Origin of the sequence: Microbacterium esteraromaticum, assembly GCF_028747645.1 — a bacterium.
GTDB classification, from domain to species: Bacteria; Actinomycetota; Actinomycetes; order Actinomycetales; family Microbacteriaceae; genus Microbacterium; species Microbacterium esteraromaticum_C.
Genome location: NZ_CP118100.1, coordinates 1,062,533 through 1,075,646 on the forward strand (window position 1 = coordinate 1,062,533; position 13,114 = coordinate 1,075,646).

Consider the following 13,114-nt stretch of genomic DNA (forward strand, 5'->3'; position numbering starts at 1 on the left):
TCAGGCACCGCCCTTGGGAGACTCGGACGGGTGCGCGGCGGTACGCCAGTCGTCGGGCAGCAGGTAGTCGAGTACGTCGTCGACGCTGATGGCGCCGACTAGGCGGTGGGCGCCGTCGATGACCGGCAAGGACACCAGGTCGTAGCTGGCGAGCATGCGGGCGACCTCTTCGGCCGAGGCTCCCACCGATACCGGTTCGAGGCTGTCGTCGAGGATTGCGCCGAGGCGCTCATGCGGTGGGTAGCGCAGCATCCGTTGGAAGTGCACGACCCCCAGCAGGCGTCCGGTCGGGGTCTCGAACGGCGGCAGGGTGACGAACACGGCCGCCGCGAGGGCGGGGTGCAGCTCATGCCGGCGGATGAGCGCGAGCGCTTCGGCGACGGTTGCATCGGCCGACAGGATGATCGGCTCGGTCGTCATCAGCCCGCCGGCGGTATCGGGCCCGTATCGCAGCAGTGTGCGCACGTCAGCGGCCTCTTCGGGTTCCATCAGCGCGAGGAGGTGCTCGAGGCGTTCCGGGGGCAGCTGCGCGAGAAGGTCGGCCGCGTCGTCGGGCTCCATCTCATCGAGCACGTCAGCGGCACGCTCGTCGCCGAGCCGGTCGATGATGCCGACCTGGTCGTCTTCGGGCATCTCTTCCAGCGCGTCGGCGAGGCGCTCGTCGGGAAGCTCACCGACGACCTCGATGCGCCGCTGCTGGGGCAGGTCGAGCAACGAGGTGGCGAGGTCAGCGGCGTGCATCTCGGAGTACGAGGCGACGAGCTGCTCGGCGGACTGGCTCTCGCCGGGCATCCGCAGTTCCGCGACCTCGTTCCACGCGGCGAACGCGGTGGGGCCCTTCGCGAACGGCGACGGGTTCGTCTTCGGTTTGCGCAGGAACAGTTGCGTGATCGCCCACTCGCCGTGGCGGTCCTGCTCGATCGCGGCGTCCTCGACGGTCGCTGTTTCTGAGCCGTCGATGAGGCGCACGCGCCGGCCGAGGAACTCGGCGAGCACGCGCACCTCGCCGTGCCGGGGCTGGAAGCGGCGCACGTTGATCAGACCGGTGCTGATGACCTGACCCGCGCGGATCGAGGTGACGCGCCCGATCGACAGGAACACCTGGCGGCGCCCGGGGATCTCGATCACGAGGCCGATGACGCGCGGTGCGGCGGTGCTGCGATACACGACGACGACGTCGCGGACCTTGCCGACGCGGTCGCCGGCGGGATCGAACACGGCGCATCCGGCCAATCGCGCGACGAAGACCCGTTGTGTGCTCACGGCTCCAGCGTAGTGCGGAGCTTCGGCGGGATCGGTGCTCTCTGATAGGTGTCGATGGGACAATGGCGGGATGAGCATGCTGAATCGTCCGGTGACCGGCAATGACCTCGGTGAGGTGATTGCGTCGACGCGCGACTACGAAGCCGCCCAGAAGACGGTGTCGAAGCTGATCGCGGGCGAGGTTCCTGCCCGGGACATCGCGATCGTCGGTGAGGGGGTGCGCACTGTCGAGCGCGTGACGGGCCGGCTCGGTTATGCAGCGGCGGCTCGCTCGGGGGCGATCAACGGTGTGCTGATCGGTCTGCTGCTGTCGGCGATCATGCTGTTCGGCAACCCCGAGGCCCCGATCACGCTGTTCCTCGGATTCCTGCTCGTCGGTGTCGCGCTGGGCATGATCATGAGTCTGATCACGTACGCGATCGTGCGGCGCCGTCGGGATTTCGCCAGTGTCTCGCAGATGATCGCCGACCACTACGAGGTGCGTGTGCAGGCGGCGTCGCTCGCCAAGGCACGTCAGGTGGTGGGGCACGTGCGGCCCGCGTCGACGCGGCCGCCGGTCGATCTGAGCGAGCCGCCGCGCTATGGCGAGCGGATCACCCCGGATGGAGCGCAGGGAACCGGGGCGCCGTCGGCTGGCTCGCAGTCGTCTAGTTCGCAGTCGTCTCGTGCGCAGTCGGCTCCGCATGTGGCTGCGCCCGCTCCGCACACGGCTCCGCCGCCCCCGCCGCCGCTTCCGGCGCCGGTCGCTGAGTCGGCTGCCGGGGCTGGAAGCGCCTCCGGCTCCGAATCGGATGCCTCAGACGGCGCGAGTTCGGATGCCGCAGCCGGCGGTGACGCGTCTGATGCCAGTGGCGGTGCATCAGGTCAGCAGACCTCTGACCGCTGACGTCGACGTGACGATGAGCGTGCAGGTGGCGTTGCCGAGCGGCGATATCTCGGTATCGACGGCGTGGGAGCGCCCGGAGGGTGAGTCACGTGGCGCCGTGGCCATCGCGCACGGTGCGGGCGCAGGGATGGATCATCCGTTCCTGGTGGGATTCGCTGCGGGGCTGCGTGATCGCGGTTTCACGACGGTGCGGTTCAATTTTCCGTACGTCGAGGCGGGGCGGCGTATGCCGGGTCCTGCCGCACATGCGATCCTGACGTGGCGCGCGGTCGTGTCGGCGATTCGTGCCGATGCCGACGGGGCGTCCGGGCCCGTGTGGGCCTGCGGAAAGTCCTATGGTGGCCGCATGGCGTCGATGGCTGTCGCTGAGGGGCTGGAAGTGGATGGGCTGGTGTATCTCGGGTACCCGTTGCATCCGCCGGGCAAGCCTGAGAAGCCGCGGATCGAGCATCTGCCCGCCGTGCGTCCCGCACAACTGTTCGTCGAGGGAACGAACGACCCGTTCGTTCAGCCGGTGCAGCAGTTGGAGCAGGCGGTTGCGGCGTGCCAGGATGCCCGGATCGCGTGGATCGAGGGCGGCGGGCATTCGTTCGAGGTGAAGGGGCGCAAGCGTCCCGCGGACGAAGTCGGTGCGTCACTGGCGCCGCTCGTCGCAGAGTTCATCGACGAGCGCGGCCGGTCTGCGACGGGGGAGTAGTCGCTTCGACTTCTGGCCGCGGAAGATGTTCGCGGAGCGCTCGCGCCGACTGCTCCCGATGCGCGCGCACGTGGTCGGTGACCGCAGACCACGTGCGCCCCGTGACTGTTGGATCGCCAGCGTACGCGTGAGACGCTGGGACGCATGACGGCGCATACCCGGGGACGCAGAGCATGATTCGCGCGGTTGTCTTCGACCTCGATGGAGTGCTTCGTCACTTCGACCCGTCGCATGTGGGAGAGATCGAAGCGCGGCATGGTCTCGCGAGTGGGAGCATCCACTCTGCGGCTTTCGAAGAGACGCTGCTGTCCGCAGTCACGAGGGGAGCGCTGACGCGGGCAGAGTGGATGCTACGCGTCGGTGCCGTGCTGGGTAGTCCCGATGCTGCGCAGGAGTGGGCGGCTCACCCGTCCGAGCCCGATGAGTCGATGCTGGCGCTCAACGATGAGCTTCGGGCATCGGGTATCCGCACTGCTGTCCTGACCAACGGAACCGACACGATCCGCACGGAACTGCACGAGCTCGGAATAGCCTCTCGGGTCGACATCGTCTTCAACTCCGCGGAGATCGGCTTCGTCAAGCCTGATGTGCGGATCTTCCAGCACGTGCTCGATGCGCTTGCGCTCCAGCCGGACGAGGTGTTCTTCACCGACGACTCGCGCTCGAAACTCGCCGGGGCCGTCTCTCTCGGCATTCCGACGCACCACTTCGTCGGAATCGACGGGCTGCGACTGGCGCTGCACGCTGCCGGGCTGCTTCAGTACGCGACGCCACGGGCGCCACTCGTGGGCGGCGTTCGCCGCTTCGACCGCACCCCATAGACACAGGAACTCGCGGGCGATCAGGTCGCCCGCGAGTTCCTCATCGACGGCCGGCGGGCCGTCGAGCACCGGTGACGGTGATTAGCCCTTCAGCCGCGCGATCCATGCCTCGACGTCGTCCGCGGTACGCGGGATGTCCGCCGAGAGGTTGACGGGGCCGTCCTCGGTCATGAGGATGTCGTCCTCGATGCGCACGCCGATACCGCGCAGCTCTTCGGGGACGGTGAGGTCGTCGATCTGGAAGTACAGACCCGGCTCGATCGTGAAGACCATGCCCGGCTCCAGCACGCCGTCGTAGTACATCTCGCGGCGCGCCTGGGCGCAGTCGTGCACATCGATGCCGAGGTGATGCGAGGTGCCGTGCACCATGTACCGGCGGTGCTGACCGCCCTTGTCAGCGTCGAGCGCCTCTTCGGCGGTCACCGGCAGCACGCCCCACTCGGCGGTGCGCTTGGCGATGATCGACATGGCGGCCTCGTGCACCTCGCGGAACTTGGCGCCGGGCTTCGCCGCAGCGAAGGCGGCATCCGCGGCCTCCAGCACGACGTCATAGACACGACGCTGCACCTCGGAGAACGTGCCGTTGACCGGCAGCGTGCGCGTGATGTCGGCCGTGTACTGGCTGTCGACCTCGACACCGGCGTCGATCAGGATCAGGTCGCCGGGCACGACGGCCCCGTCATTGCGGGTCCAGTGCAGGTAGCAGGCGTGGTGGCCCGAGGCGGCGATGGTGTCGTAGCCCTCCCAGTGCCCGTCGCTGCGTGCGCGCTGGTGGAACGCACCCTCGACGATGCGCTCGCCACGCGGGTGGGCGATCGCCTTGTCGAAGTCGCGGATGATGTCGTCGAATCCGGATGCCGTCACCGCGACCGCATGGCGCATCTCGGCGACTTCGTACTCATCCTTGACCAGCCGCAGCTCGGAGACGAAACGGGTCAGGTCGGCGTCGCTCTCGACGACCAGGTCGTCATCGCCGGCGACGAAGGTGTCGACGTGCGCGGTCGCGACGTCGAGATCAGCGGCAACACCGGCCAGCGACGGGCGCGGACCGATCCAGAACTCACCGATCGTGGCATCCGAGTAGAACTCGCTGGTGGTGCGGTCGGCGCGCTCGCGGAAGTACAGCGTGACGTCGTGGCCGTCGTCGGTCGGGTCGAAGACGAGCAGCGAGTCGGGCTCGGAGTCGTTCGCCCAGCCGGTCAGGTGCACGAACGCCGAGTGGGCGCGGAACGGGTAGTCGGTGTCGTTGCTGCGCTGCTTGAACGAACCGGCCGGAACCACCAGGCGCTTGCCGGGGAAAGCCGCGGAGACCTTCGCCCGCCGCGCCGCGGCGAACGGGGCCTGCGCACGGGCCGACGGCATCGACTCGGGGCGGTCGGCCCACCCCGTCGAGATGGTGTCGAGGAACCCCTGGGGGAAGGGCTGCTTGCGAGGGTTCTCGGCGACGGCAGCGTCGTCGGAGGTCGTGGCGATCGTGTCGCTGTCAGCGGGAGTACTCATGCATCCATTCTCGCACCCTTCACTGACAGGGCCCGAGTGGGATCACTCGGGCCCTGCGTGCGTGAGATCAGATCACTGCACGGCCTTCAGGGCGTTGACGATCCCGTGACCGTAGTAGCTGTTCATCTCTTCCGTACCCTCGCAGGCCGGGCCATAGCCGTACTGCGGCGCAGAGCACGCCGTCGGTGTGGCATCGTCGCGCAGCTTGTCGATCATCTGCGCCGGCGTCAGCTCGGGGTGTACGGACTTCATCAGCGCGAGCACACCCGCGACGTGCGGTGACGCCATCGAGGTGCCGCTCTTGTACGCCCATCCGCCGGGAACGGTCGACGCGATGCGGGAACCGGGTGCGGCGACGTCGATCTCGCCGAGCCCGCGGTTCGAGAAGTACGACAGCTGCCCGGTGTCGGTGAGCGACGACACGGTCACGACGCCCGGCAACTGGGTCGGCAGATCCTTGCAGCCGGAGTTGATGGTGCGCTCCACGGCCTCGCTGTCGTTCGGGCTGCCCGTGTCGACCGTGTTGGTCCGCAGGTCGAGCGCCGAGTTGCCGGCAGCGGCGGCACTGACGACGCCCTTATCAGCCGACCACCTGACGGCGCGCGCCACGGCTTCCTGAACGGCGGCCTGGTCGGGCTGGTCATCGCACCAGAACTCGAACGGGTCGATGTAGTAGCTGTTGTTCGTCACGTCCATGCCCCGCTGGGCGGCCCACATGAAGCCGCAGATCGCATACTCGGGATAGATGTATCCGTCGTCGTTGACGACCTTGACCGAAGCCAGACGCACATTCGGCGCGACGCCGACGATGCCGAGGTCGTTGCGCGCGGCGGCGATCGTGCCCGCCACGTGGGTGCCGTGGTCCGACGTGGTCGGGTACCAGCCGTCCTCGGACTGGTCGGGGCGACCGCCGACCGTGCAGTTGACCGACTCTGCCGGATCGATGTTGGCCACGAGATCGGGATGCGTGGGGTCAATGCCCGAGTCGAGCACACCGACCAGCACATTGCGGCTGCCATCCGTGATCAGGTTGGCCTCGTCGGCCTGGATCATCTCCATGTCCCACTGCAGTTCGGAGTACAGGTCGGAGCTCGATCCGGGGATCGGCTCGGTGGGCTCATCGCCGTTCACAGGCTTGTTCTTCCCTTGGTTCCAGCCCGACGAACCCGGACCCCACGGGATTCCAGGTCCTGTGACCTTGTCCTTCACCTCTGCGGTGCGTGTGGCGCCCACCGAGGCGATGGCGTTCTTGCCGGCGACAGTGACGTCGTCGCGGAACGCCGCACGGTCGGACTGCGCGATGATGACGCCGATCTGCGGCCAGCTCTGTACGACGATGCCGCCCGCGGCGGCTACCGCGTTCTCGGCCTTGCGCGTCTGACCGGGGTTGGCCTGGCCGGTGTTGACGACATAGCTCATCACGGTGCCGTTCGGTGGGGAGATCGGAACGGGCGTTGAGGTCTCGGCGGTGGCGGCGGTGGCGCTCAGGCCACCCGCGACGACGAGTGCGAGTGCGGCAGCGGCACTGATCATGCAGCGCAGCGCTCGACGTGGGGATTGGGGTTTCATGACGGCCTTTCATCGTTGGAAGACCGGCTTCTGCCGGAAGGGCGGTGGCCCTCCTGAGCATTTCTATCGGTAGCTCACGGGCGATACAACGGCTTCTCAAAGATGCCGCCTACGGCGCGCTCAGTCCGCGGGCTCCAGCTGCGCAACGATCGCGCGGTGGTCGCTGCCACCGGCATCCGAGAGCACGATCGACCCGGACGCCCGCCACGTCTCACTGGCCATGATGTGGTCGATCGGCGCCCCGGCCAGACGGGGCAGGTCTGCGGGCCAGGTACCGACCATGCCGTTGCCGGTGTCGATCGCCGCATCGCGGCAGTGCCCCATGGTGCCGTCATGCATGCCGAGCGCAGCCATATGGTCGACTGTGGCGTTGAAATCGCCCGCGAGGATGAAGTCGCCCTCGGGGCACTGGTCGGCGATCCAGGCGAGATCCGATCGCCACTGGTCCATCGCTGCGAGACGAGGGGCGATCGCGTGCACCGCGACGATCGTCGGGCCCTCGCCGTCGACGGGCATCGCGACGGCACTCGGCACGGATCCGGTGTTGCTCGTGCCGTCCGTCGAGGATTCGATCACCGAGTAGTCGCCCAGCTCGGCCGAGATGAGGATCGTCGTCTGCCACGCCTGCGGCCCGTCAGGCACATCGGGATGGATGTTGACGTGGTGTACCCACATCGGGTTGCCCGACTCACGCATCATGAGCGCAATCTGCTCACCGACCTCTTCCGACGTCTCGGGGAGGGTGACGACGTCGATCTGCTGCTCCTCGATCACCCCGGCGATCGTCTCTGCCGAAACCGCAGCGCCGGCAGTGTTCCACGTGAGCACGCGCAGGCTGGCATCCGACTTCGCGGGGAGGGCATCGTCGCCGAATCCTCGCACCGCCCCCACGATTCCGTTGGCCCCGGCGCCCAGCAGCGCGATGATCAGGATCGATGCGGCGAAGCCGCGCAGCGGCCTGGCGAGCATCAGCAGCAGCGCCAGCACGGCGACGACGAGGAACGCAGCGATCAGCACGGGGCGCGCGGCAATGACCTGCGCGATCGGGAACGTCGTCTCGAGCCGGAAGAACTGCGGCCACACGAGTATCGCCGTCGCGATCGCGAACAGCACCGAGATGAGGATTCCGACCGTGCGTAGCATCGGACGAAAGCCTAGGGGAATCGGCTGTGTCCGCCCTGGCGGTACGCTCAGAGGATGACGTCGGATGCTGCGTTCCGCTTCTCGGGACCGAGTGACCTGCATCTGCATTCGAACCACTCCGATGGCACCGAATCACCTGCGGAGGTCGTGCGCCAGGCGCATGCCCACGGGGTGCGCACCTTCGCGCTCACCGACCACGATCGCACCACCGGTTGGGAGGACGCGGCCGCCGCAGCCGCAGCGCTGCGCATGACCTTCCTGCCCGGCATGGAGTTCTCTGCCAAGCACGAGTGGCGCAGTGTGCATGTGCTCGGCTACCTGTTCGATCCGACCGATCCGGCGTTGGTGGCCGAGACGGCCCGCATCCGCGACGACCGGGTGGGCCGGGCCGAGCGCATTGTGCGCAACATCTCGCGGGACTACGAACTGGTCTGGGAAGACGTGCTCGCGCACACCACCGCGGATGCCACGGTCGGCCGCCCGCACATCGCCGACGCGCTGATCACCCGTGGTTTCGTCCGCGACCGCACCGAGGCGTTCGAGAGTATCCTGCACCCCCGCAGCGGGTACTACGAGCCGCACTACGCCCCTGACCCACTGACAGCAGTGCGGTTGATCACGCGCGCCGGCGGAGTCGCGATCATCGCGCACCCCGCCACGGCGGGACGCGATCGGATGCTACCGGTGAGCTACCTCGAACGGCTCATCGCCGAGGGGCTGGCGGGATTCGAGATCGATCATCGTGAGAACACTGCGGCAGGCAAGCGGACGCTGCGCGACCTCGCCGTGCGACACGACCTGATCGTCACCGGCTCCAGTGATTATCACGGTCTGACGGGCAAGCCGAACCGTCCCGGCGAGAACACGACGACGGACGAGATGGTGTCGCGTCTCATCGACCGCGCGACGGGGGTTGCACCGCAGTACCCCTGAGCGGGCGCTGCGGACGGAGGGCAGTCCAGCGAACGGTCGGGTTGTTCCCGGGGGCCGCTCGGGTGGTGCCGCTAGCGTCCGAACCATGCAATGGGGAACCGCGCTCGAGCAGCGCATCGACGCGATCGCCGATCGGATGCTGCAGGATGCGGCCGCCCGTGGAGCGCGCGCCGCCGCGATCGAGTTCATCGTCTTCGTGCTCAAGCAGGCGTGGGCGTGCATCTTCGGTGCGGCGCTGCTCGTGGCGCTCATCGCGGCGCGACTGCTCTATCCGGATGACGCCGCACTCGCGCGGAACGATGCGCTGACCCTCGCGGCAGTGCTCATCCAGGTTGCGATGCTGGTGTTCGGGCTGGAGACCGTGCGCGAACTGCGGGTGATCGTGCTGTTCCACATCACGGGGACGGTGATGGAACTGTTCAAGACGGATGTCGGGTCGTGGGCCTATGCGGCCGAAGGAGTCCTTCGCATCGGTGGCGTGCCCCTCTTCAGCGGTTTCATGTACGCGGCTGTGGGGTCGTACATGGTGCGGGTGTACCGGCTGTTCGACCTGCGCTTCTCCCGCTACCCCCGTCGGTGGCTGACTGCGATCGTGGCCGCGGCGATCTATGTCAACTTCTTCACGCATCACTTCTGGTGGGATGCCCGATGGGTGCTGTTCGGCGCGGTTGTCGTGCTGTGGGGCGGCACCGTGATGCACGCGCGGATTCGTGTGCGCATCGTACGTCTGCCGCTGTTGCTCGTGTTCGCGGGCGTCGCCCTGTTCCTCTGGGTGGCCGAGAACATCGGCACGTGGGCCGGAGCATGGGTGTACCCGGATCAGGTCGCCGGATGGCAGCTCGTCTCGCTCAGCAAGATGGGCTCGTGGTTCCTGTTGATGATCATCTCGGTGGTGCTGGTCGCATGGGTGTATCCACCGCGCGCGCCGATGGCGTCGTCCCCGGAAGCGATCGAGGCCCCTCCTGTTCAGCAGGAGAGGCCTCGATGACGATCTGGTGTCAGGCACCGCTCGGAGCGGCACCCCCGCTGCGGCGACGACGGCGGCGGCGCTGCGGGGCCGGCTTGCCGTCGCGGTGCTCTGAGGTCGCGTCACCGTCGTGCGTGCCCGCACCCTCGGCGTCGCGGTCGGTCGCGTGGGTGCCCGTCGACGGAGCGGATGCCTGAGCCTCTGCACCCTCGGCGCCCTCGACGAACGTGGCACCGACCTGCTCGGCAGGCGAGCTGCGGCGCCGGCGCCGACGGCGGCGCGTGGTGCCCTCGTCGGTGCCCTCAGCAGCAGCATCCGCCGCCTTCTGCGGCTGACGCTGCTTGCGCTGCGCCGGCTTCTCGGCCTTCGGAGCCGTCCGCAGGCGCCCCTTCGTGCCCTCGGGGATGTCGAGGTCGGTGTACAGGTGCGGGCTCGACGAGTACGTCTCGACGGGCTCGGGCTGGCCGAACTCGAGCGCACGGTTGATCAAGGCCCACTTGTGCAGGTCTTCCCAGTCGACGAAGGTGACCGCGATGCCCGTGCGGCCCGCGCGGCCGGTGCGGCCGGCACGGTGCAGGTACGTCTTCTCCTCATCGGGGATGGTGTGGTTGATCACGTGCGTGATGTCGTCGACGTCGATACCGCGCGCGGCGACATCGGTGGCGACGAGAACATCGCGCTTGCCCGCCTTGAAGGCGGCCATGGAGCGCTCACGCTGCTCCTGGCCCATGTCGCCGTGCACCCCGCCGACATTGAAGCCGCGGTCGCTCAGCTCGTCGACGAGCTTCTGCGCCGCGCGCTTGGTGCGGGTGAAGATCACGGCCTTGCCGCGTCCCTCGGCCTGCAGGATGCGGGCGATGACCTCGTCCTTGTCGAGCGAGTGCGCCCGGTAGACGATGTGCTTGATGTTCGCCTGCGTCAGCCCCTCGTCGGGGTCGTTGGCGCGGATGTGGATCGGGTTGGTCATGAACCGGCGCGCGAGTGCGACGATCGGTCCGGGCATCGTGGCCGAGAACAGCTGCGTGTGACGCACCGGCGGCACCTTCGAGAAGATCTTCTCGATGTCGGCGAGGAAGCCCAGGTCAAGCATCTTGTCGGCCTCGTCGAGCACGACCTCGGTCGCGTTCGACAGGTCGAGCAGACGCTGGTTGGCCAGGTCGATCAGACGACCCGGGGTGCCGACGACGATCTGCGCGCCGGCCTTGAGCTGGTCGATCTGGCCCTCGTACGCCTTGCCGCCGTAGATCGCGACGACGCTCGTCGAGCGGTTCGAGGTCAGCAGGTCCATGTCTTCGTAGACCTGCACCGCCAGCTCGCGGGTGGGTACGACGATCAGAGCCTTGACGCCCGGCTCGGGGTTCTCGCCGAGGCGCTGCACCACGGGGATGCCGAAGCCGAAGGTCTTGCCGGTGCCGGTCTTGGCCTGGCCGATGATGTCCTGGCCCGGAAGGCCGAGGGGGATGGTCTGCTCCTGGATGGGGAACGCGTCGGCGATGCCCTTCGAGGCGAGTGCGTCGACGATGTCCTGATCAATTCCCAGATCAGCGAATGAGGTCACGGTATGTCATTGCCTGTCCGGCGCCCGGGCGGCGGTTGTCGTGCCAGCGGCGCCTCGTTACGGATCCACGCCGTCAACTGCTGCCACAGGCGCGGGGCCCTGCTCCGATGGCAGGACGCGACCAGCCTACCGGAGGGGGAGTCGGAAGCCCGAGAAAACCTGTGGTGCCCGGCCCGTGGCGGGCTGCCAGAATGCGGGGTGCGGTGGGCGAGGGCCCTGCCCGGTAACCTGATCACGTGGTCAACTGGTTCTGGAAGCGTAAACCGGCCCGGCGCACCCTGACGTTGCGCAGCAAGGGCGAGGGCAGTGGCGCGACCCGCGTCGACTTCGCCGAGCTCGCCCCTGAGCTGAACCGCTTCCTCGGACAGGCCGCCTACCTGCAGCTGGGGTACTTCGAGACGCTCACCCGTGGCATCCGCGGAACGCACGAGCTCGCCCGCAAAGAGGCCCTGTCTCGCGCCGCGGGTGCGGCGCTCGACAAGCACCGCGGCATTGTGGCGATCATCTCGGACCTGGGCGACGACCCCACCGAGGTCATGCTGCCCTTTCGTGAGAACCTCGACGCGTTTCGCCGCAAGACCATCGGCGTGCATCAGGAGGAGACGCTGCTGGCCGTGTATCTGACCGCCGGCATGCTCGACGATTTCTATCTCGCCCTCGCCTCGAGCTACGGCGAGACGGGGGAGCGCGTCGCCGCGATCCTGCGCGAGGACGATGGCGGCAGTGAGATCGTGTCGATCATCCAGCAGACGATCGAGAGCGACGATGAATGGCGTTCACTGCTGTCGATGTGGGGGCGACGCCTGGTCGGTGACACGTTGCTCGTGTGCCGAGGTGCGCTGCGTCCCGGACGCCTCGAAGCGGACGACACACGTATCGAGCCGGTGTACACCGAGCTGATGGGTGCGCACGCGCGGCGGATGGACGCCATGGGGCTCGCATCGTAGCATCCGACTCCGGCGCGTGCGTCGCGGGGATTTCCGCTGTCTCTGTCTGTGTGGGAAATCTCAGACGAGTCGCGGTGCGCGCGGCGTGTCGTTGGGCGACACGCCGCAGGCGACGCGCTCGGTCTGGGATTTCCGACACTGCGGACGCGTGACGGATGCCGGAAGCGCGGGGCGGATGCCCGGTGTCGGTCTCAGATGGCCGGTCTCAGATGCCGAGTGCCTGCTTCTGCACTCGGTCGTTGTGCGCGCGCTGCGCGCTGATACCGGCCGTCGCGAGGCCGGCGAGCAGCAGACCTCCGCCGATGCTCGCCACCCACAGCCAGACGTTGCCCTCGCCGATGCCCGCCCACTGCATGATCGTGTAGATCGCGGCGGCCGCTGCCGTCGCGACAGCGGGCGTGACCGTGATGCCGCGCAGGTCTCGGCGCGGCATCAGGAAGTGCAGAGCGACGCCGAGCGCGCACGCGGCGATGAGCGCCAGCAGGATGTACATGTCAGGCGACGAAACCGACCCGGCGCGACTCTTCGCTGCCGAGCTCGACGTACGCGAGGTTCGCGGTGGGCACGATGTACGAGCTGCCCTTGGCGTCGGCGAGGACGAGGTGGCTCGCGTTCTGCTCGAGTGCTTCAGTCACCTGCTTGCGCACCTCTTCGGCGCTGCTGCTGGTCTCGAAGCTGAGCTCACGGCCGGTGTTGACGATGCCGATGCGGATTTCCACGCGATCTCCTGACGTTCTGCGAACATCGGCAACTCTACCGGCTGGCGCCGCGGGGCAGGCGGCGTCAGCCGGTGCGTTCGCCAGGGGCGCACAGCGCTGGGCGGTGTGCGC

The 13,114-nt window shown here is 68.0% G+C and carries 13 protein-coding genes; 6 read left to right on the forward strand and 7 right to left on the reverse strand.

Going from position 1 to position 13,114, the window contains the following annotated elements:
* A complete protein-coding gene (locus tag PTQ19_RS04830) occupies nt 1–1,263 on the reverse strand; it encodes a magnesium transporter (protein WP_274368660.1) in 1,263 nt (420 codons plus the stop codon).
* Between the two features lie 70 nt (nt 1,264–1,333).
* On the opposite strand from PTQ19_RS04830, the gene PTQ19_RS04835 reads away from it, so the two are divergent.
* The 3 genes from PTQ19_RS04835 (at nt 1,334) to PTQ19_RS04845 (ending at nt 3,667) form a co-directional block, all read left to right on the forward strand.
* Nucleotides 1,334–2,149: a general stress protein gene (locus tag PTQ19_RS04835; protein WP_274368661.1), complete on the forward strand. Its 816-nt coding sequence runs from the start codon at nt 1,334–1,336 to the stop codon at nt 2,147–2,149.
* Nucleotides 2,150–2,162: 13 nt separating this feature from the next.
* Nucleotides 2,163–2,846, forward strand: a complete 684-nt coding sequence (locus tag PTQ19_RS04840) for an alpha/beta family hydrolase (RefSeq protein WP_274369032.1) — start codon at nt 2,163–2,165, stop codon at nt 2,844–2,846.
* A 173-nt stretch (nt 2,847–3,019) separates the two neighbouring features.
* Nucleotides 3,020–3,667 (forward strand): HAD family hydrolase, encoded by a 648-nt coding sequence (locus PTQ19_RS04845; RefSeq protein ID WP_274368662.1) that lies wholly within the window; start codon nt 3,020–3,022, stop codon nt 3,665–3,667.
* 81 nt (nt 3,668–3,748) lie between these two features.
* On the opposite strand, the gene PTQ19_RS04850 is transcribed toward PTQ19_RS04845, so the two are convergent.
* The 3 genes from PTQ19_RS04850 to PTQ19_RS04860 form a co-directional block, all read right to left on the reverse strand.
* A complete protein-coding gene (locus tag PTQ19_RS04850; protein ID WP_274368663.1) occupies nt 3,749–5,167 on the reverse strand; it encodes an aminopeptidase P family protein in 1,419 nt (472 codons plus the stop codon).
* A 72-nt stretch (nt 5,168–5,239) separates the two neighbouring features.
* The gene (locus PTQ19_RS04855) at nt 5,240–6,700 is read right to left on the reverse strand and encodes a S8 family peptidase (protein ID WP_274368664.1); all 1,461 of its coding nucleotides are present in this window, start codon (nt 6,698–6,700) and stop codon (nt 5,240–5,242) included.
* 156 nt (nt 6,701–6,856) lie between these two features.
* A complete protein-coding gene (locus PTQ19_RS04860) occupies nt 6,857–7,879 on the reverse strand; it encodes an endonuclease/exonuclease/phosphatase family protein (RefSeq protein ID WP_274368665.1) in 1,023 nt (340 codons plus the stop codon).
* A gap of 54 nt (nt 7,880–7,933) precedes the next feature.
* Here PTQ19_RS04860 and PTQ19_RS04865 point away from each other — a divergent pair, with 54 nt between their 5' ends.
* Nucleotides 7,934–8,812, forward strand: coding sequence for a PHP domain-containing protein (locus PTQ19_RS04865; protein WP_274368666.1), 879 nt, complete (start codon nt 7,934–7,936; stop codon nt 8,810–8,812).
* Nucleotides 8,813–8,897: 85 nt separating this feature from the next.
* Nucleotides 8,898–9,800: a DUF817 domain-containing protein gene (locus PTQ19_RS04870; protein WP_274368667.1), complete on the forward strand. Its 903-nt coding sequence runs from the start codon at nt 8,898–8,900 to the stop codon at nt 9,798–9,800.
* Nucleotides 9,801–9,810: 10 nt separating this feature from the next.
* Here the strand turns inward: PTQ19_RS04870 and PTQ19_RS04875 are convergent, their stop codons facing one another.
* Nucleotides 9,811–11,337 carry a DEAD/DEAH box helicase gene (locus tag PTQ19_RS04875; protein ID WP_179411332.1) on the reverse strand — a complete coding sequence of 509 codons (1,527 nt, stop codon included), beginning with the start codon at nt 11,335–11,337 and terminating at the stop codon, nt 9,811–9,813.
* Nucleotides 11,338–11,573: 236 nt separating this feature from the next.
* Between PTQ19_RS04875 and PTQ19_RS04880 the strand changes: the two genes are divergently transcribed.
* Nucleotides 11,574–12,284: a ferritin-like fold-containing protein gene (locus PTQ19_RS04880; RefSeq protein ID WP_179411331.1), complete on the forward strand. Its 711-nt coding sequence runs from the start codon at nt 11,574–11,576 to the stop codon at nt 12,282–12,284.
* A 205-nt stretch (nt 12,285–12,489) separates the two neighbouring features.
* On the opposite strand, the gene PTQ19_RS04885 is transcribed toward PTQ19_RS04880, so the two are convergent.
* Nucleotides 12,490–12,777 carry a hypothetical protein gene (locus PTQ19_RS04885; protein ID WP_274368668.1) on the reverse strand — a complete coding sequence of 96 codons (288 nt, stop codon included), beginning with the start codon at nt 12,775–12,777 and terminating at the stop codon, nt 12,490–12,492.
* Between the two features lies 1 nt (nt 12,778).
* A complete protein-coding gene (locus PTQ19_RS04890) occupies nt 12,779–13,003 on the reverse strand; it encodes a DUF3107 domain-containing protein (protein WP_274368669.1) in 225 nt (74 codons plus the stop codon).
* Nucleotides 13,004–13,114 lie beyond the last annotated feature (111 nt).

Coding starts and splice junctions, on each gene's coding strand:
- PTQ19_RS04835 (WP_274368661.1), top strand. CDS start 1,334: ATGAGCATGCTGAATCGTCCGGTGACCGGCAATGACCTCGGTGAGGTG.
- PTQ19_RS04840 (WP_274369032.1), top strand. CDS start 2,163: ATGAGCGTGCAGGTGGCGTTGCCGAGCGGCGATATCTCGGTATCGACG.
- PTQ19_RS04845 (WP_274368662.1), top strand. CDS start 3,020: ATGATTCGCGCGGTTGTCTTCGACCTCGATGGAGTGCTTCGTCACTTC.
- PTQ19_RS04850 (WP_274368663.1), bottom strand. CDS start 5,167: ATGAGTACTCCCGCTGACAGCGACACGATCGCCACGACCTCCGACGAC.
- PTQ19_RS04855 (WP_274368664.1), bottom strand. CDS start 6,700: ATGATCAGTGCCGCTGCCGCACTCGCACTCGTCGTCGCGGGTGGCCTG.
- PTQ19_RS04860 (WP_274368665.1), bottom strand. CDS start 7,879: ATGCTACGCACGGTCGGAATCCTCATCTCGGTGCTGTTCGCGATCGCG.
- PTQ19_RS04865 (WP_274368666.1), top strand. CDS start 7,934: ATGACGTCGGATGCTGCGTTCCGCTTCTCGGGACCGAGTGACCTGCAT.
- PTQ19_RS04870 (WP_274368667.1), top strand. CDS start 8,898: ATGCAATGGGGAACCGCGCTCGAGCAGCGCATCGACGCGATCGCCGAT.
- PTQ19_RS04885 (WP_274368668.1), bottom strand. CDS start 12,777: ATGTACATCCTGCTGGCGCTCATCGCCGCGTGCGCGCTCGGCGTCGCT.